Genomic DNA, 21,237 nt, shown 5'->3' on the forward strand with positions numbered 1-21,237 from the left:
ATGATCGAGTCGATTACATCTTTCGGCGCCGCCACCTTCGGCGGCTGGTGGCCGCTGGTCTGGACGCTGGTTCGTGCGGTTTGCATCATCTTGCCGCTGCTGCTGTGCGTGGCCTACCTGATTCTCTGGGAGCGTAAGCTCATCGGCTGGATGCACGTGCGTCTGGGCCCGAACCGCGTGGGTCCGATGGGCTTGCTGCAGCCGATTGCAGACGTGCTCAAGCTGCTGCTCAAGGAAGTCATGGTGCCGAGCGCGGTCAGCCGTGGCATGTACATCATCGCGCCACTGATGGTGCTGATGCCCGCTATAGCGATCTGGGCGGTGGTGCCGTTCCAGGCCGAGGCCGTGGTGTCGAACATCAACGCCGGCCTGCTGTACGTGATGGCAATCAGTTCGGTGGGCGTGTATGGCGTGATCCTTGCCGGCTGGGCCTCGAATTCCAAGTATGCGTTCCTGGGTGCGATGCGCGCATCGGCACAGATGATCTCGTACGAAATCGCCATGGGCTTTGCGCTTGTGACCGTGTTGATGGTCACAGGCAGTCTGAACCTGTCCGATATCGTGAATTCCCAGAATCGCGGTTTCTTCGCCGATCACGGTATCAACATCCTGTCGTGGAATTGGCTGCCGCTGCTGCCGATGTTTGGCGTGTACTTCATCTCCGGCGTCGCCGAGACGAACCGTCATCCGTTCGATGTGGTGGAAGGTGAGTCGGAAATCGTGGCAGGCCACATGATTGAGTACTCGGGGATGGCGTTCGCGCTGTTCTTCCTGGCTGAATACATCAACATGATCGTCATCTCGGCAATGACGGCGACGATGTTCCTGGGAGGCTGGGCCTCGCCGATCGATGCGCCGGTGCTCAACTGGATTCCGGGCTTCTTCTGGCTGCTGATCAAGGTATTCCTCCTGCTGTCGGTGTTCATCTGGCTGCGCGCATCGTTTCCGCGTTATCGCTATGACCAGATCATGCGTCTGGGCTGGAAGATCTTCATTCCGCTCACGGTGGGTTGGTTGGTCGTCGTCGCCATCTGGTTGGTGTCGCCCTGGAATATCTGGAAGTAACGGGACAATAGGAAGGCACCATGTTGCTTGCCATCAAGGAATTTTTTAACAGCCTGCTCCTGAAGGAACTCTTCAAGGGGCTGGCCCTGACCGGGCGCTATCTGTTTGCGCGCAAGATCACGGTGCTCTTTCCGGAAGAGAAGACGCCGCTGTCACCGCGTTTCCGCGGTCTCCACGCGCTGCGGCGCTATCCGAACGGCGAGGAACGCTGCATCGCATGCAAGCTGTGCGAAGCCGTGTGTCCCGCCATGGCCATCACCATCGAATCGGACCAGCGCGACGACGGCACACGCCGCACGACGCGTTACGACATCGATCTGACCAAGTGCATTTTCTGCGGCTTCTGCGAAGAGGCTTGTCCCGTGGACGCCATTGTCGAAACCCACATCCTGGAATACCACGGTGAAAAGCGCGGCGACCTGTATTTCACCAAAGACATGCTGCTGGCCGTAGGCGACCGCTTCGAGCCGGAAATTGCGGCCAACAAGGCGGCCGACGCAAAGTACCGCTGATTCAAGACGCCTGCGGCGAAAGCGGCGGGTGGCGCAGTTGACATTCCGGAAGGACAACGGCTCTTCGGGAGCCAACCAGTTGCGGCAGCGTTGAGCTGCGGCGGCTTTGGATAAGCGCGTGCCGCCAAACGGCGCGCGCCAGGATCATGGAAACCACGACGATCATCTTCTATTGTTTCGCGCTGGTGCTGGTGCTCGCAGCGCTGAAGGTCATCACCGCGAAGAACCCGGTTCACGCGGCGCTGTTCCTCGTGCTGTCGTTTTTCACCGCGGCGGCGATCTGGATGTTGCTCAAGGCGGAGTTCCTCGCGATCACGCTGGTGCTCGTTTATGTCGGAGCGGTGATGGTGCTGTTCCTGTTTGTGGTGATGATGATCGATATCGATATCGAGCACCTGCGCCGCGACTTCTGGACCTACGTCCCGATGGCCGCGTTCGTAGGCGTGGTCATCATCCTCGAAATGGCTGTCGTGCTCACCAAGACGTTCATGGGCCGTGTGCAGCCAGTGCAGGAGCTGCCCAAAGGGTTTAACGGCCCGAATACGCAGGCGTTGGGCAAGCTCATCTACACCGACTACATCTATGCATTTGAAGTTGCCGGCGTGGTGCTGCTGCTGGCGATCGTTGCCGCGGTTGCGCTGACTGCCCGGCGCCGCAAGGATACAAAGGCCCAGAACCCCTCCGAACAGATCCGGGTCCAGCGCAAGGATCGCGTGCGCCTGGTCTCGATGCCGGCGGAAAAGGCGGCCGGCGTTGCTTCGGCTGAATCCAAAAGCTGAGCCCCGGGAGAATCCATATGTCTTCGCTGTCCCTCGCCCATTACCTCGTGCTCGGCGCGGTGCTGTTTGCCATCAGCATCGTCGGCATCTTCCTGAACCGCAAGAACGTGATCGTGCTGCTGATGGCGATCGAGCTCATGCTCCTTGCGGTCAACATGAACTTCGTCGCGTTCTCCCATTACCTGGGTGATCTGGCGGGGCAGGTATTCGTGTTTTTCATCCTGACGGTGGCTGCGGCGGAATCCGCGATCGGTCTCGCCATCCTGGTGGTGCTGTTCCGTAACCTGGACACCATCAACGTCGACGATCTGGACAGCCTCAAGGGCTGACCGCCGCATCCACCTATAAGAAGCGTTCCATGGCTACCACGCTCAACCCCAACCTGCTGCTGGCGATTCCGCTTGCGCCGCTGGCCGGCGCGGCGATCGCCGGGCTGTTCGGCACCAAGTTTTTTGGTGAGAAGATCGGCCGCGCGGCGTCCCACACTGTCACCATCCTTGGTGTCGCGATCGCCTTCGTCTTATCAGCACTGACGCTGTCTGACGTCATGAATGGCGCCGGTTACAACGGTACCGTCTATGAGTGGATGTCAGTCGGCCCGCTGAAGATGGAGGTCGGTTTCCTCATCGATTCGCTCACGGCGATGATGATGTGCGTGGTGACCTTCGTCTCGCTGATGGTGCACATCTACACCATCGGCTACATGGCGGAAGACGACGGTTATAACCGTTTCTTCGCGTACATCTCGCTGTTCACGTTCTCCATGTTGATGCTCGTGATGAGCAACAACTTCCTGCAGCTGTTCTTCGGCTGGGAAGCGGTGGGCCTGGTGTCGTACCTGCTGATCGGCTTCTGGTTCAAGCGTCCGACGGCCATCTACGCCAACATGAAGGCGTTCCTGGTCAACCGCGTGGGCGATTTCGGCTTCGTGCTTGGCATCGGCCTGCTGCTGGCATACAGCGGTAGCCTGAGCTATGCCGACGTGTTTGCGGCCCGCGACAATCTGGCCACGATCGGCTTCCCGGGCACCGATTGGCACATGCTGACGGTCGCTTGCATCTGCCTGTTCATCGGCGCGATGGGTAAGTCGGCGCAGTTCCCGCTGCACGTGTGGCTGCCCGACTCGATGGAAGGCCCGACGCCGATCTCCGCACTGATTCACGCAGCCACGATGGTGACGGCCGGTATCTTCATGGTCGCGCGCATGTCGCCGCTGTTCGAGCTGTCGGACACCGCGCTGTCGTTTGTGCTGATCATTGGTGCCATCACCGCGCTGTTCATGGGCTTCCTGGGCATCATCCAGACCGACATCAAGCGTGTGGTGGCGTACTCCACGCTGTCGCAGCTGGGCTACATGACCGTCGCGCTGGGCGCATCGGCCTATCAGGTTGCGGTGTTCCACCTGATGACGCACGCGTTCTTCAAGGCGTTGCTGTTCCTCGGCGCCGGCTCGGTCATCATCGGCATGCACCACGATCAGGACATGCGCAACATGGGCGGCCTGCGCAAGTACATGCCGATCACGTGGCTGACGTCGCTGGTAGGTTCGCTGGCACTGGTTGGCACCCCGTTCTTCGCAGGCTTCTATTCGAAGGACTCGATCATCGAAGCGGTGCGCGAATCGCACCTGCCGGGCGCTGGCTTCGCTTACTGGGCGGTGCTGGCCGGCGTGTTCGTGACTGCGTTCTACTCGTTCCGCATGTACTTCCTGGTGTTCCACGGTGAAGAGCGTTTCGGCACGGCCCACGCTCATCATGACGATCACCATGAAGAGGAGGAGGGTGGCCACGACCATCACCACGGCCTTGCGCCGGGCGAGAAGCCGCACGAGTCGCCCTGGGTTGTGACGGTCCCGCTGGTCTTGTTGGCAATCCCGTCGGTCATCATCGGTGCCATGGCGATTCAGCCGATGTTGTTCGGCGAGTTCTTCAAGCACGGTGTGGTGTTCTCGGAAGTCATCTTCAATGCTGACAACCACGAAGCAATGAAGGTGCTGGCTGAAGATTTCCATGGCTGGGTCGAGATGGCTTTGCACGGCTTCACGTCAGCGCCGTTCATCCTGCTGCTGGCGGGCGTGGTGCTGTCGTGGTTCTTCTACCTGAAGCGCCCCGATATCCCGGCCGCAATTGCAAGCCGTTTCTCCGGCGTCTACAAATTGCTGGACAACAAGTACTACATGGACAAGATCAACGAGATCGTCTTCGCCAACGGCGCGGTCAAGTTTGGCCGCGGCTTGTGGAAGGGCGGCGATCAGGGTGTGATCGATGGCGTGGTCGTCAACGGCAGCGCGCGTCTGGTGGGGTGGTTCGCGAGCGTCGTACGCCTGCTCCAGTCCGGTTACATCTATGACTATGCGTTCGCGATGATTGTCGGCACGGTTGCGCTGCTGACGTACTTCGTGTTCCTTGCGGGCAAATAAGGGATAACAAAAATGGTTCTGTCTTTTGCGATCTGGCTGCCGATTTTCTTCGGCGTGCTGGTGCTGGCCTCGGGCTCAGACCGCAATCCCGGTTATGTCCGCTGGATGTCGCTGATCGGTTCACTGATCAGCTTCGTGATGACGCTGCCGCTGATCACGCGCTTCGATAAAACGACTGCCGCGATGCAGTTCGTCGAGAAGTCGAGCTGGATCGAACGCTTCCACATCAGCTACTACCTGGGTGTCGACGGCATTTCGATGTGGTTCGTCGTGCTGACGTCTTTCATCACCGTGATCGTCGTGATCTCGGCCTGGGAAGTGATCACAGAGCGCGTGGCGCAGTACATGGCCGCGTTCCTGATTCTGTCGGGTCTGATGATCGGCGTGTTCGCGTCGCTCGACGGCATGCTGTTCTATGTATTTTTCGAGGCCACGCTGATCCCGATGTACATCATCATCGGCGTGTGGGGTGGTCCGAACCGCGTCTACGCGGCGATCAAGTTCTTTCTGTACACGCTGCTCGGCTCTCTGCTGATGCTGATTGCCCTGCTGTATCTGTACTTCCACAGCGGTACGTTCGAAATCCTCCAGTGGCACGAGGTCAAGCTGTCGCTGAACGAGCAGATCCTGTTGTTCATCGCCTTCTTCATGGCGTTTGCCGTGAAGGTGCCGATGTGGCCGGTCCATACTTGGCTGCCCGACGCCCACGTGGAAGCGCCTACGGGCGGTTCCGTGGTGCTGGCCGCGATCATGCTGAAGCTGGGCGCTTACGGCTTTCTGCGATTCTCGTTGCCGATCGCGCCGGATGCCAGCCATAGCCTGTCCGCATTCATCATCGCGATCTCGCTGGTCGCCGTGATCTACATCGGCCTGGTGGCGCTGGTGCAAGCCGACATGAAAAAGCTGGTCGCCTATTCGTCGATCGCGCACATGGGTTTTGTCACACTGGGCTTCTTCATCTTCAACGAGATCGGTGTCGAAGGCGGTATCGTCCAGATGATTTCGCACGGCTTCATCTCGGGCGCGATGTTCCTGTGCATTGGTGTGCTGTATGACCGTGTGCACTCTCGCCAGATCGCTGATTACGGCGGTGTGGTGAACACGATGCCGAAGTTCGCGGCGCTGTCGGTGTTCTTTGCAATGGCCAACTGCGGCCTGCCGGCAACCTCTGGCTTCGTTGGCGAATTCATGGTGATCCTGGGTTCTGTCAAGTTAAACTTCTGGATCGGCTTGCTGGCCGCGACGGCACTGATCCTGGGCGCAGCGTATTCGTTGTGGATGGTCAAGCGCGTGATCTTCGGTGATGTGACCCACAAGCACGTGGCCGAGCTGAAGGACCTGAATTGCCGCGAGTTCTTCATGCTGGGCGTGCTCGCGATCGCCACGCTGTACATGGGCCTGTATCCGAAGCCCTTCACTGATGTCATGCACGCGTCCGTGGTGAATCTCCTCACCCACGTGGCACAGAGCAAGCTGTAAGCGGGGAGAAGAAACCATGCAATCGTCCTCATCCATGGCGGCCATCGCCCCGATCATCTTCCTCGCACTTGGTATTGGTGCCGTCAACTGGATTGATCTGGCGCGAGGCCAGCAGCGCAGCAGCGTTGCCTATCCGGTGTCGCTCGTCATTACGCTGGTGCTTGCCGTGTGGTTTTCGATCAATGCGGCCGGCGGCGAAACGCACTATGCGTTCAGCAAACTGGCGGTGATTGATCCGATGGCCAACGTGCTGTGTGCAACTGCTGCGCTGGCGCTGTTCGCCACGCTGGTGTACACGCGGAAGTATTTGGCAGACCGCGACATGTATAACGGCGAGTTCTACATGTTCTCGCTCTTCACGCTGGGTGGTCAGGTGGTGATGATCACCGGCAACAACTTCCTGACCCTTTATCTCGGTCTGGAGTTGCTGTCGCTGGCGTCCTACACGCTGGTCGCGTTGCGTCGCCGCTCGAACGTGTCGTCGGAATCGGCGATGAAGTATTTCATTCTGGGTGCCCTGGCGTCGGGCCTGCTTCTGTATGGCATGTCGATGCTGTACGGCGCGACCGGATCGCTGGACCTGGGTGAGGTATTCCGCGCAATCAACACCGGCAATATCAACAAGACGATCCTGGTGTTTGGCGTCGTATTCCTGGTGGCAGGGCTGGCCTTCAAACTGGGTGTCGCACCCTTCCACATGTGGGTGCCGGATGTGTACCAAGGCTCCCCCACGGCGGTGACGCTGCTGATTGCGGGGGCGCCGAAGCTGGCAGCGTTTGCAATGGCGCTGCGTATCCTGGTCGAGGGGATGCTGCCCCTGGCGTTCGACTGGCAGAACATGCTGATCGTGTTGGCGGTCGTGTCGTTGGCCGTGGGCAACATCACGGGTGTGGTGCAGACCAACTTCAAGCGCCTGCTGGGGTACTCGACGGTTTCGCACATGGGTTTCCTGCTGCTTGGGTTGCTCTCGGGCGTCAGCGCCGGCAAGCCGAACCTCACGGCCCAGGCCTACAGCGCATCGATGTTCTACGCGATCACCTATGTGCTCACCGCGCTGGGAGCCTTCGGCATGATTCTGTTGCTGGCGCGCAAGGGCTATGAAGCAGAGGAGATCGCTGACCTGAAGGGCTTGTCGAAGAAGAGCCCCTGGTTTGCGCTCCTGATGCTGTTCATGATGATGTCCCTGGCAGGTCTGCCGCCGACGGTCGGTTTCTATGCCAAGTTGTCCGTGCTGGGCGCTGTGGTGGACGCCGGCATGTCATGGCTGGCCATCGTGGCTGTGCTGTTCTCACTGGTTGGCGCGTTCTACTACCTGCGTGTCGTGAAGGCGATGTACTTTGACGCGCCGGCGGATGAAGGCCCTGTGGAAGCGACCTTTGGCTTGCGCTCGCTGCTGTCGGTCAATGGCCTGCTGGTCTTGCTGCTGGGTATCTTCCCGGCGAGCCTGATGGCCCTCTGCTATCAGGCCATCCGCCTGACCCTGGCTTCCTAGTCGGCGGTTCATGATGAGCGCTTCGACGAGCGGCCTGTTTGTCATCGTATTGGCACTGATCGGTGCGAATCTGCCGTTCGTCAATCAACGCGTGCTGGCCCTGGTGCCGGCACGCTGGCCACGCAAGCCGTTCTGGTTGCGTGGCGTCGAGCTGATTGCCATGTATGTGATGGTGGGGTTGATCGGTTTCGGCATCGAATCAAGCCAGGGCAATGCCTTCCCGCAGGGGTGGCAGTTCTACGCAGTCACAGCCTGCCTGATGCTGGTATTCGCGTTTCCCGGCTTTACGTGGCAGTACCTGGTTCGCCACCCCCGTTGACCATCCGCCGTGCAGGTATCCGCTGTCTCGGCACGAGAGAGCGCCATGTCTGATCACCACCCGCTTCCCCCATCGCCTGACACTGCATCCGATACCGACGCCGGCCTGCGTGAGACGCCGGTTGCGTCCGCGCTGATGCACCAGGGCAAGTTTCTGACCCTCAAGCAGGACATCGTTCGCTTGCCGAACGGGCGTAACGCGAGCCGCGAATACCTGATCCATCCGGGCGCAGTCATGATGATTCCGTTGTTCAACGACGGTACCGTGCTGATGGAACGCCAGTTCCGTTATCCCATTGGTCAGGTGATGATCGAATTCCCGGCTGGAAAGCTCGATCCAGAGGAGGGGGCCTTGGCCTGCGGCAAGCGTGAGCTGCGAGAGGAGACCGGCTACACCGCCGAGCGTTGGGATTACCTCACGCGGATCCATCCGGTCATCTCGTATTCCACCGAGTTCATCGACATCTATCTGGCGCGGGATCTGCAGCAAGGCGAGGCCGCGCTCGACGAAGGCGAATTCCTGGAGACCTTCATCACGTCGGCCGGGCAGTTGATCGACTGGGTCCGCGCCGGGAAGATATCCGACGTGAAGACCATCATCGGTGTGTTCTGGCTGGAGAAGATACTATCCGGCGAGTGGGCTCCGGGTGGCGCTGGCGCCGCTTGAATCATCGGCAGCCGGCCCCACTTCCTTTGCTCACCGTCTCTTAGCGAACGGTCGTGCGAAAAAATTAGCACGACCGTTCACAAATTTTCGAATCGGGGATACACTCATCTCCATGCGCTGGACCGATCATGAAAGTGCTGGACCTCCGCTGTGCCAATGACCACCGCTTCGAAGGCTGGTTCGGTTCCGATGCCGACCTGCAATCGCAGCAAGAGCGCGGGCTATTGACGTGCCCAGTTTGCGGTCACAACGAGGTTGAGCGCTTGCCGAGTGCGCCGCGCCTGAATTTGTCATCGTCACGTGCCGATGCCCCCACCAACGGGAATGCCGTCACGACGGGCGAAGGCAAGGCCGGTGTTTCCGCAGCAGCCCTGCAGCAGCTCTATCTGAAAGCCGTGCGCCATGTCCTCGCCACGACCGAGGACGTCGGTGATCGGTTTGCAGAAGAGGCGCGCCGAATGCATTACAACGAGGCGCCGGAGCGGGGGATTCGCGGGACGACATCTCGGGAGGAAGCGCAGGAGCTGGCAGAGGAAGGCATTGACGTGATGCCGCTGCTGGTGCCCGACGCGCTTAAGCAGCCCGTGCACTAGTCGCCCGATTCCAGGTCCGCGCCGGTCCGACAGAACGTTCTCCATCGATTTGCCGCGGTGGAGAGCCAACCACAGGAGACAGGCATGGATCTGAACTACTCGGCGGCCGATGACGCGTTCCGCCAGGAAGTCCGCGGCTGGCTGCAAGCCAATCTGCCCAAGGACATCCAAGACAAGGTGTTGAACCACCGCCGCCTGAACCGCGACGATTTCGTACGCTGGCACAAGGCTTTGGCGGGCAAGGGCTGGTCGGTCCCGCACTGGCCGGTCGAATGGGGCGGCACCGGCTGGACCCCCATCCAAAAACACATCTGGGACGAAGAGTGCGCGCAGGTCGGCGCGCCTGGCGTGCTGCCGTTCGGCGTCAGCATGGTCGCGCCCGTCATCATGAAGTACGGCAACGAAGCGCAGAAACGCTACTACTTGCCGCGCATCCTGGACTGTACCGACTGGTGGTGCCAGGGCTATTCGGAGCCGGGCTCGGGCTCCGACCTCGCCTCGCTGAAGACGCGCGCGGTACGCGAAGGTGACCACTACATCGTCAATGGCCAGAAAACCTGGACGACGCTCGGCCAGCACGCCGACATGATTTTCTGCCTCGTCCGCACGGACCCGGAGGCCAAGAAGCAGGAGGGTATCTCGTTCCTGCTGATCGACATGAAGACGCCGGGCATTACCGTTCGCCCGATCATCATGCTCGACGAAGAGCACGAGGTGAACGAGGTGTTCTTCGACAACGTGAAGGTGCCGGTCGAAAACCTCATCGGCGAAGAGAACCGCGGCTGGACGTATGCCAAGTACCTGCTTGGCCACGAGCGCACCGGCATTGCTCGCGTGGGCAATTCGAAGCGCGAACTCGCATTCCTCAAGCGCGTCGCGTTGCAGCATCAGAAGAACGGCAAGCCGTTGCTGCAAGATCCGATGTTCGCTGCCAAGATCGCTTCGCTCGAAATTGAACTGCTGGCGCTGGAGATGACGGTGCTGCGTGTGGTGTCGAACGAGAACGCCGGCAAGGGCCCGGGCCCCGAGGCATCGCTGCTGAAGATCAAGGGCACGCAGATCCAGCAGTTGCTGACCGAACTGATGGTCGAGGCCGTGGGGCCGTATGCCCAGCCTTTCGACCCGGACTACCTCGAGGGCGATGTGCCGCAGGCCGTCACGGGCGACAACGATGCTGCGCCGCTCGCACCGTACTACTTCAACTATCGCAAGACCTCGATCTACGGCGGGTCGAATGAAATCCAGCGCAACATCATCTCGCAGATGATCCTTGGCGTCTGAGCAGAACGGCGACAGAACACATAGCGGAGACAAACATGGATTTCTCGTTCACCGACGAACAGAAGCAACTGGCCGATGCAGTGCGCCGCTTCATCGACAAGGACTACGACTTCGAGACGCGCAAGAAGGTCGTGTATTCCCCCGAAGGCGTATCGCAAGGCCATTGGGATGCGTTGGCGGAGCTCGGTCTGACGGCACTGCCGGTGCCGGAGGCACAAGGCGGTTTTGATGGTCGCGCGATGGACCTGCTGGTCGTCATGCAGGAACTCGGCCGCGGCCTGGTCGTGGAGCCGTATCAGGCCACCGTGCTGGGCGCGCAGGCGCTCAAGCTGGCGGGCGGTCAGGATGCATTGCTCGAAGAAGTCGCTGGCGGCGCCGTGAAGCTGGCCATTGCCTTCGGCGAGCCCCAATCGCGCTATGAGCTTTTCAACGTCACCACGCGCGCTGCGCAGCAGGGCAACGGCTGGACGCTCACCGGCGAGAAGGCGGTGGTGGTGCACGGCGCACAGGCTGACAAGCTGATCGTCTCGGCACGTACCGGCGGCGACGCGCGTGATACGTCGGGTCTGTCGCTCTTCGTGGTCGACCGTAACGCCGCCGGCGTCACGGTCAAGGACTACCGTACGATCGACAACCTGCGTGCTGCCGACATCCGCTTCGACAACGCACCGGCAACGCTGCTGGGCACTGCGGGCGAGGCGTGGGAAACCATCGATGCCGTGGCCGATCTTGGTTGTGTCCTGCTGTGCGCAGAAGCGATCGGCCTGATCGATGCGCTGAACGCCGCAACGCTGGAGTACACCAAGACCCGCCAGCAGTTCGGCGTGCCCATCGCGCGCTTCCAGGCACTGCAGCATCGTATGGTCGATATGTTCATCCACGCAGAGCAGGCCCGTTCGATTACCTATCTGGCTGCTGCGCACTTTGAAGATGGCGATGTCGAGGCACGCCGCCGCTACGTGTCGGCGGCCAAGGCGCGTGTCGGCCAGGCAGCGCGAGACGTTGGTCAGGAAGCCGTGCAACTGCACGGCGGCATGGGCGTGACGAACGAATTGCCGGCCGCGCACATGTTCAAGCGGCTGACAATGATCAACACGACGCTGGGCGACGTGGACCATCACCTGGCACGCTTCGCATCGCTGCCGGGTTTCCAGCAAGCGGCGTAACGGCAAACCTGAACGCCCCGCATTCGTGCGGGGCGTTGTCATTTGGAGGAGACGAGATGGCGGAGAACGAAAGGGCAGCAACAACACGATCGTACGAGTTCTACTTCGACGATTTCGAAGTCGGCCGCACGCTGCAGATGGGCACCTACACGGTTACCGAAGAAGAGATCCTGACCTTCGCGCGGCAGTACGATCCGCAGCCGTTCCACATCGATGCGCAAGCCGCCAAGCACAGCATCTACGGCGGCATCATTTCCAGCGGCTGGATGACCTGCTCGATCATGATGCGGCTGATGGTGACGGGGTTTCTCGGCAAGGCGGCCAGCATGGGCTCGCCCGGCGTGGATGAAATCCGCTGGATGAAGCCGGTGTATCCGGGCGACACGCTGTCGGTGTCGAGCACCTGCATGGAAGTGCGTCCGTCGCAGTCGAAGCCGGATCGCGGCGTGGCCGTCAACCGCTGGGAGGCTCGCAACCAGCGCGGCGAACTCGTCTGTACCGTCACGGGCATGGGCCTGTTCGGTCGCCGTCCGCAAGCCTGATCGCTCGCCATTCCATCACAACAAGGAGACAACGCAGATGCGCATCATCGAATCGCTCGACGAGCTCAAAGGCTTGATCGGCCAGGAAGTTGCCGTGAGCGACTGGACCGAGATCACGCAGCAGCAGGTCAACCTCTTTGCCGAGGCCACGGGCGATCACCAGTGGATTCACGTGGATGTGGAGCGTGCCAAGCGCGAGTCGCCGTTTGGCGCGCCGGTGGCGCACGGCTTCCTCACGCTGTCGCTTTTGCCCATGCTGATGGCCAACGCGATCGAGATGTCAGACGTGAAGATGGGCGTGAACTACGGCCTGAACAAGGTCCGCTTCACCGCGCCCGTGCCGGTGGGCAGCCGTGTGCGCGCCCGCGTGAAGCTGGTGGAAATGGAAGCGCTGCCGCCATTGCCCAATGCCCCCACGCTGACGGGCGCGCAGATGACCTGGGCGGTGACCATCGAACGCGAAGGGCAGGATCGCCCGGTGTGCGTGGCCGAATCGATCTCTCGCCGCTATTCCTGAGTCGCGTCTTTCTCATGTTCCCCAGGCCGGCGCAATGCCGGCCTTTCTTTTTGCACTGGCGTGCGCTTGCACTCCGCTTGTTTTGTGCTTGTCTTTACGCGCCCCAAGCGGGCGCATTCCAACGAACACATGCGCTGACTTGGCGCGGCTTCAGCACCGTTTTGGCGCGTATTTCCCTTTGAACGAGCCAAATGCGATGGCACGGTAGTTGCACTTTTGGGCCCCGGGAGTCGTTCTTGCCACCAATAAACCCAAGGAGCCGCAATGAAACGTCGTGAGCTGTTGAAGCTGTCTGCCGCCGCCGCAACGCTGTTGTCCGTGTCGAGCCTCGCGTTTGCCCAGGCCAAAGAACCGATCAAGGTCGGCATCCTGCATTCGCTGTCGGGCACGATGGCCATCTCCGAGACGTCGCTGAAAGACGTCGCGCTGATGACGATCGACGAGATCAACAAGAGTGGTGGCGTGCTGGGCCGCAAGCTGGAGCCGGTGGTGGTGGACCCGGCGTCGAACTGGCCGCTGTTTGCCGAGAAGGCGCGCGGGCTGCTGACGCAGGACAAGGTGGCCGTGACGTTCGGCTGCTGGACGTCGGTGTCGCGCAAGTCGGTGCTGCCGGTCTATGAAGAGCTGAACGGTCTGCTGTTCTACCCGGTGCAATACGAAGGCGAAGAGATGTCGAAGAACGTCTTCTATACCGGCGCGGCGCCCAACCAGCAGGCCATTCCGGCCGTGGAATACCTGATGAGCAAGGAGGGCGGCGGTGCCAAGCGCTTCTTCCTGCTCGGTACCGATTACGTCTATCCGCGCACGACCAACAAGATCCTGCGCGCGTTCCTGCACAGCAAGGGCGTGAAGGACAGCGACATCGAAGAGGTCTACACCCCGTTCGGCCACTCCGACTACCAAACCATCGTCGCCAACATCAAGAAGTTTGCGCAGGGCGGCAAGACGGCCGTGGTGTCGACCATCAACGGCGACTCCAACGTGCCGTTCTACAAGGAACTCGGCAACGCGGGCCTGAAGGCCAAGGACGTGCCGGTGGTGGCCTTCTCGGTGGGTGAAGAAGAACTGCGCGGCATCGACACCAAGCCGCTGGTGGGCCATCTGGCTGCATGGAACTACTTCATGTCGGTCAAGAACCCCGTCAACGACGACTTCAAGAAGAAGTGGGCTGCATGGGTCAAGGCCAACAATCTGCCCGGCGGCGACAAGCGCGTCACCAACGACCCGATGGAAGCCACCTACGTCGGCATCATGATGTGGAAGCAAGCTGTCGAGAAGGCCGGTTCCACCGACGTAGACAAGGTCCGCAAGGCGATGTACGGCCAGCAGTTCAAGGCTCCGTCGGGCTTCACGCTGGTGATGAACAACAACCATCACCTGAGCAAGCCTGTGATGATTGGCGAGGTGCGTGGCGACGGCCAGTTCAACGTCGTGTGGAAGACGCCGACGGTGATCCGTGCCAAGCCGTGGAGCCCGTACATCCCGGGCAACGAGGGCAAGCCTGACATGGTTGCAAGCAAGTAATGTGGTCAGGCGGACGGGTCACGTGTCTGACGTGGCCAGTCCTTTGAACGACGCTGTACGACGTGGCGGACCGGTTTCGACATCGGCCGCCACGCATCGGATTGCCATGATGCGCTTGTCCCGCTGGTTGTTTCATTCCCTTGCCGCACTGCTGTGCGCCTTCTGTCTGACTGCGATGCCCGCGGTATCTGCGTGGGCGGCCGGACAACCCCTGACCCAGGCCGATCTCAAGCCGCTGGCCGAAGACGACTTCGATGCCAAGGTCAAGACGCTCAACGCGCTGGCCGCTGCGCCCGCCGAACAAGCCGGGCCGATCCTGCAAGCGTTGCAGAATGACGCGCTGTTCTTCGCGCCCGCCGCCGGCATGGTGCGCCAGGACGGCGAGAAGTACCTGGATGCGATCTCCGGTCAGCCGGTCACCGTCAAGGCCGACGATCTGCAATCCCTCACACTGAACAATGCCCTGCGTGCGCAAGTCGACAGTGCGGCGAGCGGCTTCGTGCTGCAATCGCCCGACCGTGCCGTGCGCGCGCAAGCCGTCGATACGTTGCTCGCGCATCCCGAGACGGCGTCGCGCCCCATTGTCGACGCCGCACGCAAGCATGAAACCGATCCGGAGCTGCGCGGCAAGCTGCATCTGCTGTGGGCCAACCTCGCGCTCGACGATGGCACGCATGCCGAGAAGCTCGAAGCGCTAAAGTTGCTCGCAGCCGATACGAATCCGCAGACCCGCCAGCGCATCGCCCCGTTGCTTGCCAAAGACAGCGGCGCCGACAATGAGCTGCGTGCCGCCGCACAGCAAGCGCTCGACAGTCTGACCGCGCAGGAACGCAAATCTGAACTGATCGGCAACCTGTTTGCCGGCCTGAGCCTCGGTTCCGTGCTGCTGCTAGCGGCCCTCGGGCTGGCCATTACCTACGGCCTGATCGGCGTCATCAACATGGCGCACGGTGAGTTCCTGATGATCGGTGCGTATGCCACCTACGTGGTGCAGACGATTTTCCGCAACGACTTTCCGAACGCCTTCGACTGGTATCTGCCCGCAGCGCTGCCTGCCGCGTTCCTGGCGGCGGCTGTCGTCGGCTTTGCACTGGAGCGGCTGGTGCTGCGTCACCTGTATGGCCGTCCGCTGGAAACGCTGCTCGCCACCTTCGGGATCAGCCTGCTTTTGATGCAGGCGGTGCGCTCCATCTTCGGTGCGCAGAACGTGGAGGTTGCCAACCCGAGCTGGATGAGCGGCGGCGTTGCCCTGACGCAGGGCCTTGTGCTGCCGTACAACCGGCTCGTCATCCTGCTGTTTGCGCTGGCCGTGGTGGCGATCGCCTGGGCGGTGCTCAACCGCACGCGCCTGGGGCTGTTCGTGCGTGCCACCACGCAGAATCGCACGATGGCCGCCTGCGTTGGCGTGCGTACGTGGAAGGTCGACAGCTACGCGTTTGCATTCGGCGCGGGTATTGCCGGGCTGGGCGGCTGCGCGCTTTCGCAGATCGGCAACGTCGGGCCGGACCTCGGCCAGAGCTACATCATCGATTCGTTCATGGCCGTGGTGCTGGGCGGGGTGGGGCAGCTGGCGGGCACGATCATCGGTGCGTTCGGGCTGGGCCTTATCAACAAATTCATCGAGCCGTTCTATGGCGCGGTGCTGGCGAAGATCATCGTGCTGGTGCTGATCGTGCTGTTCATCCAGAAGCGTCCGCAGGGCCTGTTCGCCCTCAAAGGCCGCAGCGCCGAGGCCTGATATGACGACAACCAAGTTCTCTCTCGATATTCCGGCGCGCATGCCGCTGCTGTCGCGGCGCGGGTGGTCTGCGCTGGTGCTCGTGTCGCTCATCGTGTGCATTGGTGCGCCGGTGTGCGCGCTTCTTGTGCCGGAAGGCAGCCCGCTGCATCTGTCGGCGTATGCGCTCACGCTCATCGGCAAGATCATGTGTTACGCCCTGGCCGCGCTGGCACTCGATCTGGTGTGGGGCTACTGCGGCATCCTCAGCCTCGGCCACGGCGTGTTCTTTGCGCTGGGCGGCTACGCCATGGGCATGTACCTGATGCGCTCCATCGGCCGAGAAGGCGTGTACAAGAGCGATCTGCCCGACTTCATGGTCTTCCTCGACTGGAAAGAGCTGCCGTGGTTCTGGCACGGCACCGAGCACTTCGCGTGGGCGATGCTGCTGGTGATCCTGGTGCCCGGCGTGCTGGCGTGGCTGTTTGGCTTCTTTGCCTTCCGCTCACGCGTCAAAGGCGTGTACCTGTCGATCATCACGCAGGCGATGACGTATGCGGCCATGCTGCTGTTTTTCCGTAACGAAACGGGCTTTGGCGGCAACAACGGCTTTACTGACTTCAAGCGCATCCTCGGCTTCCCGATCTCCGCATTGCCCACGCGCACCGTGCTGTTCGTCGCGACGTTCGTGGCGCTGGTGCTGGCGTTCATCGCGTGCCGCGCCATCGTCACGTCCAAGTTCGGCCGCGTGGTCACTGCCATTCGCGATGCCGAGGCCCGCGTGATGTTCTCCGGCTACAACCCGCTCGGCTACAAGCTGTTCGTGTGGACGTTCTCGGCGGTGCTGTGCGGCATTGCGGGCGCGCTCTACGTGCCGCAGGTCGGCATCATCAACCCGGGCGAGATGTCGCCGGGCAACTCCATCGAGATGGCCGTGTGGGTGGCCGTTGGCGGGCGCGGCACATTGATCGGCCCGATCATCGGCGCCTTCCTCGTCAACGGGGCCAAGACGTTGCTCACCGCATGGGTGCCGGAATACTGGCTGTTCGTGCTTGGTGCAATCTTCGTGCTGGTGACGCTGTATCTGCCGAACGGTGTGCTGGGCCTGATGGGCAAGCTGCGCATGAAGAAGCGGGCGCCCACGCAAGCCAAGGCACCCGAAGCCGCGACCGTGACCGGAGACCACGCATGAGCACGTTCACCGAGCTCCCCGACCGCGCGGAGACTGGCACCGCCACCGGCATGGGCCACCTGGTCGAGCCGGACACGATTGACGTCTCGCACGGCGCCATCCTGTATCTCGAAGACGTGACGGTGCGCTTCGGCGGCTTTCGCGCGCTGAACGCGCTCACGCTGTCGATCGACCACGGCGAGCTGCGCTGCATCATCGGCCCCAACGGCGCGGGCAAGACCACGATGATGGACGTCATTACCGGCAAGACGGGGCCGCGCAACGCCGACGTGACGGGCCGCGTGTTCCTCGGCCAGACCATCGACCTGCTACGCCTGACCGAACCGCGCATCGCGCAGATCAGCATCGGCCGCAAGTTCCAGAAACCGACCGTGTTCGAGCAGCACACCGTGTGGGAAAACCTGGAACTGGCGATGAAGGCCGACAAGCGCTGGTGGGTATCGCTGCGCGCGCGTCTGCTGAACGACGGCCGTCAGCGCATCGAAGAAACGCTCGGCCGCATCCACCTGGAAGCCGAGGCGTATCGGCCCGCCGGGCTGCTCTCGCACGGGCAGAAGCAGCGGCTGGAGATCGGCATGCTGCTGATGCAGCAGCCGCAACTGCTGCTGCTGGATGAGCCTGTCGCGGGCATGACGGATGAAGAGACGATGCAGCTCGCAACGTTGCTCAACGGCTTGCGCGGCACGTGCTCGATCATGGTCGTGGAGCACGACATGGAGTTTGTCGCCGCGCTGGCGGGAGCGGAAGGGCGCGTGACCGTGCTGGCCGAAGGCAGCGTCCTGGCCGAAGGCACGCTCGACGCCGTCAAGCGCGATGAGCGCGTCATCGAATCCTATCTGGGGCGTTAGAGCCTTCTCAAGGCAAAAGGAAAGAACGCGATGTTGCAGGTCCAACAACTGAACCAGTTCTACGGCGGCAGCCACATCCTGCGCAACGTCAGCTTTGACGTCCCAACAGGCAAGCTGACCACACTGCTTGGCCGTAACGGCGTCGGCAAGACGACGCTGCTCAAATGCCTGATGGGCGTGGTGCCCGCTGCCAGCGGTGCGATCGATTGGGAAGGGCGCACCATCCAGAAGCTGCCCGCGTACGAGCGTGTCTCGCAGGGGCTTGCCTATGTGCCGCAGGGGCGCGAGATCTTCCCGCGCCTGACGGTGGAAGAGAACCTGCTGATCGGTGCGGCCGCCAAGCGTGCGCCGTCCAAGGTGCCCGATTCCATCTATGAACTGTTTCCGGTGCTCAAGGAGATGAAGGGCCGACGCGGCGGTGATCTGTCGGGCGGCCAGCAGCAGCAACTTGCCATTGGCCGCGCGCTGATGAGCGAGCCGCGCCTGCTGATCCTGGACGAGCCGACCGAAGGCATTCAGCCGTCGATCATCCAGGAGATCGGCCGCACCCTGCGCCGGCTGGTGGATGAGTTCGGCATGTCGGTGCTGCTGGTCGAGCAGTACTACGACTTCGCACGCAGCATTGCCGACCGCTACGTCGTCATGAGCCGTGGCGAGGTGATCGCCCAGGGCGACGGCGCCAACATGGAGGCCGATGGCGTACGCGATCTGGTGGCGGTTTGACGCACAGGTGTCGTGTGAAAAAGTCGGGTGCCAAATGGGCGGCATCTGGCTATGATGGAAAACCTTTCCGTTTGCTTAGGGCAGAGTCCAATCTGAACCGCACAGCCGCGTTTCATGAGGGATGCCTCCCGTTTGCACGACCGATGCGCCATCCCGATTTTCCTGTTCCGCCGCAGGCCTCCGCATTTGCATCTTGGGAAGCCTCATTGCACTTGGCGTTTGCACGGCGCAGTGAGCGCACCGTGCTGGCCATGTGCCGGCATCAGGGGCCGCTGCGGGTGCAGAAGGCCCTGTATCCGGAAGGTGAGGGCGTCTGCCATGCCGTCATGCTGCATCCGCCCGCAGGCATTGCAGGCGGCGACGTGCTCGATATCGACATCGAACTCGGCGCCGATGCGCATGCCGTGCTGACCACGCCCGGCGCCACCAAGTGGTACAAGTCGCTCGGCCGCACGGCCACGCAGCGCGTTGCGATCCGCATGGATGCAGGCGCGCGGCTCGACTGGCTGCCGCAAGAGAACATCGTCTTCAACCAGGCCTGCCCGATCATCGACCTGACTCTCGATCTGGCCCCCGGTGCCACCGCCATCGGCTGGGACACCACCATGCTCGGCCGCCATGCCGCTGGCGAATCGTGGGACGAAGGCCGCATCGCCATGCGCACCGCATTGCGTTGCAACGGCCAGCCGCTATGGATCGAGTCGGCCGCGTTCGATGCGCAATCGCCCATGCTGAATGCGACGACGGGCATGGCCGGCTTCCACGTCGTCGGCACGCTGTGGGCCGTGGGCGAGGGCGCCACCGAAGCCCTGGCCGAATCGATGGCCGAGCACCTGCCGTACAACGACGATCTGCGCGCGGGCGTCACGTGTCTCACGCAAGATGCACCCGGTCTGCCAAACGTTTTGCTGCTGCGCGTGTTCGCACGTCGGCCCGAAGATGCGCGCGCGTTGCTGTCACAGACGTGGCTCGCGCTGCGCGAACCGATGCATGGCGTGATAGGCCGTCCGCTGCGCCTGTGGGCCACATGATGGCCAGTTGATGGCAACGTGACTTCGCATCGCCCGATCTGAACTCAACTGAATTGACCCTCACCGAAGAGAGCCCCTCGTGGAACTGACCCCGCGCGAAAAAGACAAGCTGCTGATCTTCACCGCCGCCTTGCTGGCCGAGCGCCGCAAGGGCCGTGGCCTCAAGCTCAACTACCCGGAAGCCGTCGCCTTCATCAGCGCGGCCATCATGGAAGGCGCGCGTGACGGCAAGACCGTCGCCGAGCTGATGCACTACGGCACCACGCTCCTCACCCGCAATGACGTGATGGACGGCGTGGCCGAGATGATTCCCGACATCCAGGTCGAAGCCACGTTTCCGGACGGCACGAAGCTCGTCACCGTCCATCACCCGATCGTTTGAGTTTTGAAGTTTGAAGTCCGCACGCCACTCACCACTACGAGTCCTGCCATGACGCCTACCCTGTCTCGCTTCGTCCGGCCCGCTGCGGCCATTGCGCTCACGTTTGGCGCGTCCATCGCGTTTGCCCACCCGGGGCATCCGGGCCATACCGCCGAAGGCAGCTTGCTTGCCGGGTTCCTGCATCCGCTCACGGGCGCTGACCATTTGCTGGCGATGGTGGCCGTGGGCGTGTGGAGCGCACTGGCCTCGCGCTCGGTGCGCGATGCGCTGTGGGCGCCGGTCGCCTTTGTTGCGTTGATGATCCTGGGCGCGCTGCTCGGCGCGGGTGGCGTGGCGGTGCCGATGGCTGAGCCGATGATCGCCGCATCGCTGCTCGTGTTCGGCCTGCTGATTGCCGCTCGCGCCCAACTGCCGGCATGGGGTGGTGCGTTGCTGTGCGGCGCGTTCGCGCTGTTCCACGGCTACGCGCACGGCACGGAATTCCCCGCAGGCGCGCAGGCCATGTTCCCGACCTTCGTGGGCGGCTTTGCCGTGGCGACTGCGTTGCTGCATACCGCCGGTATCGGCGCGGGCTTTGCGCTGAAGCCGCGTCTGGCATGGCTGGCGCGTCTGTCGGGTGTGGGCGTGGCGCTGTACGGTGCCGGCCTGCTGGCGGCGGCCGTCTGAAGGGGCGCGAGATGATCCCCGGAGAACTCCTGCCGCAAGACGGCGATCTCGAACTCAATGCAGGCCGCGCGACGGTCACGGTCACGGTGGCCAACACTGGTGATCGCCCCGTGCAGATCGGCTCGCACTACCACTTCTATGAAGTGAATGACGCGCTGCGCTTTGACCGCGAAGCCACGCGCGGCTATCGGCTCAACATCGCCGCCGGCACCGCCGTGCGCTTCGAGCCGGGGCAGGAGCGCACGGTCGAACTCGTAGCGCTTGCGGGCGATCGCGTGGTCTATGGCTTTGCTGGCCGTGTGATGGGCAAGCTGTGAAGTTGAC

General features: G+C 62.1%; 23 protein-coding genes. All 23 read left to right on the top strand.

Features of this window, described 5'->3' with window-relative positions:
- The 23 genes from nuoH (at position 1) to R2N03_RS03550 (ending at position 21,230) form a co-directional block, all read left to right on the top strand.
- Complete coding sequence (gene nuoH / locus R2N03_RS03440) at positions 1-1,065, top strand: NADH-quinone oxidoreductase subunit NuoH (protein WP_316655200.1); 1,065 nt, start codon at positions 1-3, stop codon at positions 1,063-1,065.
- Between the two features lie 23 nt (positions 1,066-1,088).
- Positions 1,089-1,577, top strand: coding sequence for an NADH-quinone oxidoreductase subunit NuoI (nuoI, locus tag R2N03_RS03445; RefSeq protein WP_198139547.1), 489 nt, complete (start codon positions 1,089-1,091; stop codon positions 1,575-1,577).
- Positions 1,578-1,723: 146 nt separating this feature from the next.
- Entirely contained in the window at positions 1,724-2,356 is a 633-nt protein-coding gene (locus tag R2N03_RS03450; protein ID WP_316655202.1) for an NADH-quinone oxidoreductase subunit J, read from the top strand.
- Between the two features lie 17 nt (positions 2,357-2,373).
- On the top strand, positions 2,374-2,685 hold the full coding sequence (nuoK, locus tag R2N03_RS03455; protein WP_021194982.1) for an NADH-quinone oxidoreductase subunit NuoK: 312 nt from the start codon (positions 2,374-2,376) through the stop codon (positions 2,683-2,685).
- A gap of 29 nt (positions 2,686-2,714) precedes the next feature.
- The gene (nuoL, locus tag R2N03_RS03460) at positions 2,715-4,775 is read left to right on the top strand and encodes an NADH-quinone oxidoreductase subunit L (protein ID WP_316655205.1); all 2,061 of its coding nucleotides are present in this window, start codon (positions 2,715-2,717) and stop codon (positions 4,773-4,775) included.
- Positions 4,776-4,787: 12 nt separating this feature from the next.
- Positions 4,788-6,254 (top strand): NADH-quinone oxidoreductase subunit M, encoded by a 1,467-nt coding sequence (locus R2N03_RS03465; RefSeq protein ID WP_316655207.1) that lies wholly within the window; start codon positions 4,788-4,790, stop codon positions 6,252-6,254.
- A 16-nt stretch (positions 6,255-6,270) separates the two neighbouring features.
- Entirely contained in the window at positions 6,271-7,746 is a 1,476-nt protein-coding gene (gene nuoN, locus R2N03_RS03470; RefSeq protein ID WP_316655209.1) for an NADH-quinone oxidoreductase subunit NuoN, read from the top strand.
- A gap of 13 nt (positions 7,747-7,759) precedes the next feature.
- Positions 7,760-8,065, top strand: a complete 306-nt coding sequence (locus R2N03_RS03475; RefSeq protein ID WP_316656558.1) for a DUF2818 family protein — start codon at positions 7,760-7,762, stop codon at positions 8,063-8,065.
- Between the two features lie 45 nt (positions 8,066-8,110).
- Positions 8,111-8,731 carry an NUDIX domain-containing protein gene (locus R2N03_RS03480; RefSeq protein WP_316655211.1) on the top strand — a complete coding sequence of 207 codons (621 nt, stop codon included), beginning with the start codon at positions 8,111-8,113 and terminating at the stop codon, positions 8,729-8,731.
- Positions 8,732-8,859: 128 nt separating this feature from the next.
- Positions 8,860-9,324: a DUF1178 family protein gene (locus tag R2N03_RS03485; protein ID WP_316655213.1), complete on the top strand. Its 465-nt coding sequence runs from the start codon at positions 8,860-8,862 to the stop codon at positions 9,322-9,324.
- An 84-nt stretch (positions 9,325-9,408) separates the two neighbouring features.
- Positions 9,409-10,605 (top strand): acyl-CoA dehydrogenase family protein, encoded by a 1,197-nt coding sequence (locus tag R2N03_RS03490; protein WP_316655215.1) that lies wholly within the window; start codon positions 9,409-9,411, stop codon positions 10,603-10,605.
- 35 nt (positions 10,606-10,640) lie between these two features.
- Positions 10,641-11,771, top strand: a complete 1,131-nt coding sequence (locus R2N03_RS03495) for an acyl-CoA dehydrogenase family protein (RefSeq protein ID WP_316655217.1) — start codon at positions 10,641-10,643, stop codon at positions 11,769-11,771.
- Between the two features lie 56 nt (positions 11,772-11,827).
- Positions 11,828-12,313, top strand: coding sequence for a MaoC family dehydratase (locus R2N03_RS03500; protein WP_316655219.1), 486 nt, complete (start codon positions 11,828-11,830; stop codon positions 12,311-12,313).
- Between the two features lie 37 nt (positions 12,314-12,350).
- The gene (locus R2N03_RS03505) at positions 12,351-12,830 is read left to right on the top strand and encodes a MaoC family dehydratase (RefSeq protein ID WP_232040452.1); all 480 of its coding nucleotides are present in this window, start codon (positions 12,351-12,353) and stop codon (positions 12,828-12,830) included.
- Between the two features lie 264 nt (positions 12,831-13,094).
- Positions 13,095-14,354 carry an urea ABC transporter substrate-binding protein gene (gene urtA / locus R2N03_RS03510; RefSeq protein WP_316655222.1) on the top strand — a complete coding sequence of 420 codons (1,260 nt, stop codon included), beginning with the start codon at positions 13,095-13,097 and terminating at the stop codon, positions 14,352-14,354.
- A 106-nt stretch (positions 14,355-14,460) separates the two neighbouring features.
- Entirely contained in the window at positions 14,461-16,092 is a 1,632-nt protein-coding gene (urtB, locus tag R2N03_RS03515; protein WP_316655223.1) for an urea ABC transporter permease subunit UrtB, read from the top strand.
- Position 16,093: 1 nt separating this feature from the next.
- Complete coding sequence (gene urtC, locus R2N03_RS03520) at positions 16,094-17,263, top strand: urea ABC transporter permease subunit UrtC (RefSeq protein ID WP_316655225.1); 1,170 nt, start codon at positions 16,094-16,096, stop codon at positions 17,261-17,263.
- On the top strand, positions 17,260-18,111 hold the full coding sequence (gene urtD, locus R2N03_RS03525; protein ID WP_316655227.1) for an urea ABC transporter ATP-binding protein UrtD: 852 nt from the start codon (positions 17,260-17,262) through the stop codon (positions 18,109-18,111). The genes urtC and urtD overlap by 4 nt, the downstream gene beginning before the upstream one ends.
- 30 nt (positions 18,112-18,141) lie before the next feature.
- Complete coding sequence (urtE, locus tag R2N03_RS03530) at positions 18,142-18,834, top strand: urea ABC transporter ATP-binding subunit UrtE (protein ID WP_316655230.1); 693 nt, start codon at positions 18,142-18,144, stop codon at positions 18,832-18,834.
- 143 nt (positions 18,835-18,977) lie between these two features.
- Positions 18,978-19,865, top strand: a complete 888-nt coding sequence (locus R2N03_RS03535) for an urease accessory protein UreD (protein WP_316655232.1) — start codon at positions 18,978-18,980, stop codon at positions 19,863-19,865.
- 79 nt (positions 19,866-19,944) lie between these two features.
- Complete coding sequence (gene ureA / locus R2N03_RS03540; protein WP_045206205.1) at positions 19,945-20,247, top strand: urease subunit gamma; 303 nt, start codon at positions 19,945-19,947, stop codon at positions 20,245-20,247.
- Positions 20,248-20,295: 48 nt separating this feature from the next.
- On the top strand, positions 20,296-20,913 hold the full coding sequence (locus R2N03_RS03545) for a HupE/UreJ family protein (protein ID WP_316655238.1): 618 nt from the start codon (positions 20,296-20,298) through the stop codon (positions 20,911-20,913).
- An 11-nt stretch (positions 20,914-20,924) separates the two neighbouring features.
- Positions 20,925-21,230 carry an urease subunit beta gene (locus R2N03_RS03550; RefSeq protein WP_102066395.1) on the top strand — a complete coding sequence of 102 codons (306 nt, stop codon included), beginning with the start codon at positions 20,925-20,927 and terminating at the stop codon, positions 21,228-21,230.
- The last annotated feature ends 7 nt before the right edge of the window (positions 21,231-21,237 follow it).

The sequence above is a fragment of the Ralstonia condita genome (genome assembly GCF_958405655.1).
GTDB classification, from domain to species: Bacteria; Pseudomonadota; Gammaproteobacteria; order Burkholderiales; family Burkholderiaceae; genus Ralstonia; species Ralstonia condita.

What these genes read in the sequence shown, in the direction of transcription:
- R2N03_RS03465 (WP_316655207.1), top strand. Translation starts at nt 4,788, where the DNA reads ATGGTTCTGTCTTTTGCGATCTGGCTGCCGATTTTCTTCGGCGTGCTG.
- urtD (WP_316655227.1), top strand. Translation starts at nt 17,260, where the DNA reads ATGAGCACGTTCACCGAGCTCCCCGACCGCGCGGAGACTGGCACCGCC.
- nuoK (WP_021194982.1), top strand. Translation starts at nt 2,374, where the DNA reads ATGTCTTCGCTGTCCCTCGCCCATTACCTCGTGCTCGGCGCGGTGCTG.
- R2N03_RS03545 (WP_316655238.1), top strand. Translation starts at nt 20,296, where the DNA reads ATGACGCCTACCCTGTCTCGCTTCGTCCGGCCCGCTGCGGCCATTGCG.
- R2N03_RS03490 (WP_316655215.1), top strand. Translation starts at nt 9,409, where the DNA reads ATGGATCTGAACTACTCGGCGGCCGATGACGCGTTCCGCCAGGAAGTC.
- nuoN (WP_316655209.1), top strand. Translation starts at nt 6,271, where the DNA reads ATGCAATCGTCCTCATCCATGGCGGCCATCGCCCCGATCATCTTCCTC.
- R2N03_RS03480 (WP_316655211.1), top strand. Translation starts at nt 8,111, where the DNA reads ATGTCTGATCACCACCCGCTTCCCCCATCGCCTGACACTGCATCCGAT.
- nuoL (WP_316655205.1), top strand. Translation starts at nt 2,715, where the DNA reads ATGGCTACCACGCTCAACCCCAACCTGCTGCTGGCGATTCCGCTTGCG.
- urtE (WP_316655230.1), top strand. Translation starts at nt 18,142, where the DNA reads ATGTTGCAGGTCCAACAACTGAACCAGTTCTACGGCGGCAGCCACATC.
- urtC (WP_316655225.1), top strand. Translation starts at nt 16,094, where the DNA reads ATGACGACAACCAAGTTCTCTCTCGATATTCCGGCGCGCATGCCGCTG.
- R2N03_RS03505 (WP_232040452.1), top strand. Translation starts at nt 12,351, where the DNA reads ATGCGCATCATCGAATCGCTCGACGAGCTCAAAGGCTTGATCGGCCAG.
- urtB (WP_316655223.1), top strand. Translation starts at nt 14,461, where the DNA reads ATGATGCGCTTGTCCCGCTGGTTGTTTCATTCCCTTGCCGCACTGCTG.
- nuoH (WP_316655200.1), top strand. Translation starts at nt 1, where the DNA reads ATGATCGAGTCGATTACATCTTTCGGCGCCGCCACCTTCGGCGGCTGG.
- urtA (WP_316655222.1), top strand. Translation starts at nt 13,095, where the DNA reads ATGAAACGTCGTGAGCTGTTGAAGCTGTCTGCCGCCGCCGCAACGCTG.
- R2N03_RS03535 (WP_316655232.1), top strand. Translation starts at nt 18,978, where the DNA reads ATGCGCCATCCCGATTTTCCTGTTCCGCCGCAGGCCTCCGCATTTGCA.
- R2N03_RS03500 (WP_316655219.1), top strand. Translation starts at nt 11,828, where the DNA reads ATGGCGGAGAACGAAAGGGCAGCAACAACACGATCGTACGAGTTCTAC.
- R2N03_RS03485 (WP_316655213.1), top strand. Translation starts at nt 8,860, where the DNA reads ATGAAAGTGCTGGACCTCCGCTGTGCCAATGACCACCGCTTCGAAGGC.
- R2N03_RS03450 (WP_316655202.1), top strand. Translation starts at nt 1,724, where the DNA reads ATGGAAACCACGACGATCATCTTCTATTGTTTCGCGCTGGTGCTGGTG.
- R2N03_RS03475 (WP_316656558.1), top strand. Translation starts at nt 7,760, where the DNA reads ATGAGCGCTTCGACGAGCGGCCTGTTTGTCATCGTATTGGCACTGATC.
- R2N03_RS03550 (WP_102066395.1), top strand. Translation starts at nt 20,925, where the DNA reads ATGATCCCCGGAGAACTCCTGCCGCAAGACGGCGATCTCGAACTCAAT.
- R2N03_RS03495 (WP_316655217.1), top strand. Translation starts at nt 10,641, where the DNA reads ATGGATTTCTCGTTCACCGACGAACAGAAGCAACTGGCCGATGCAGTG.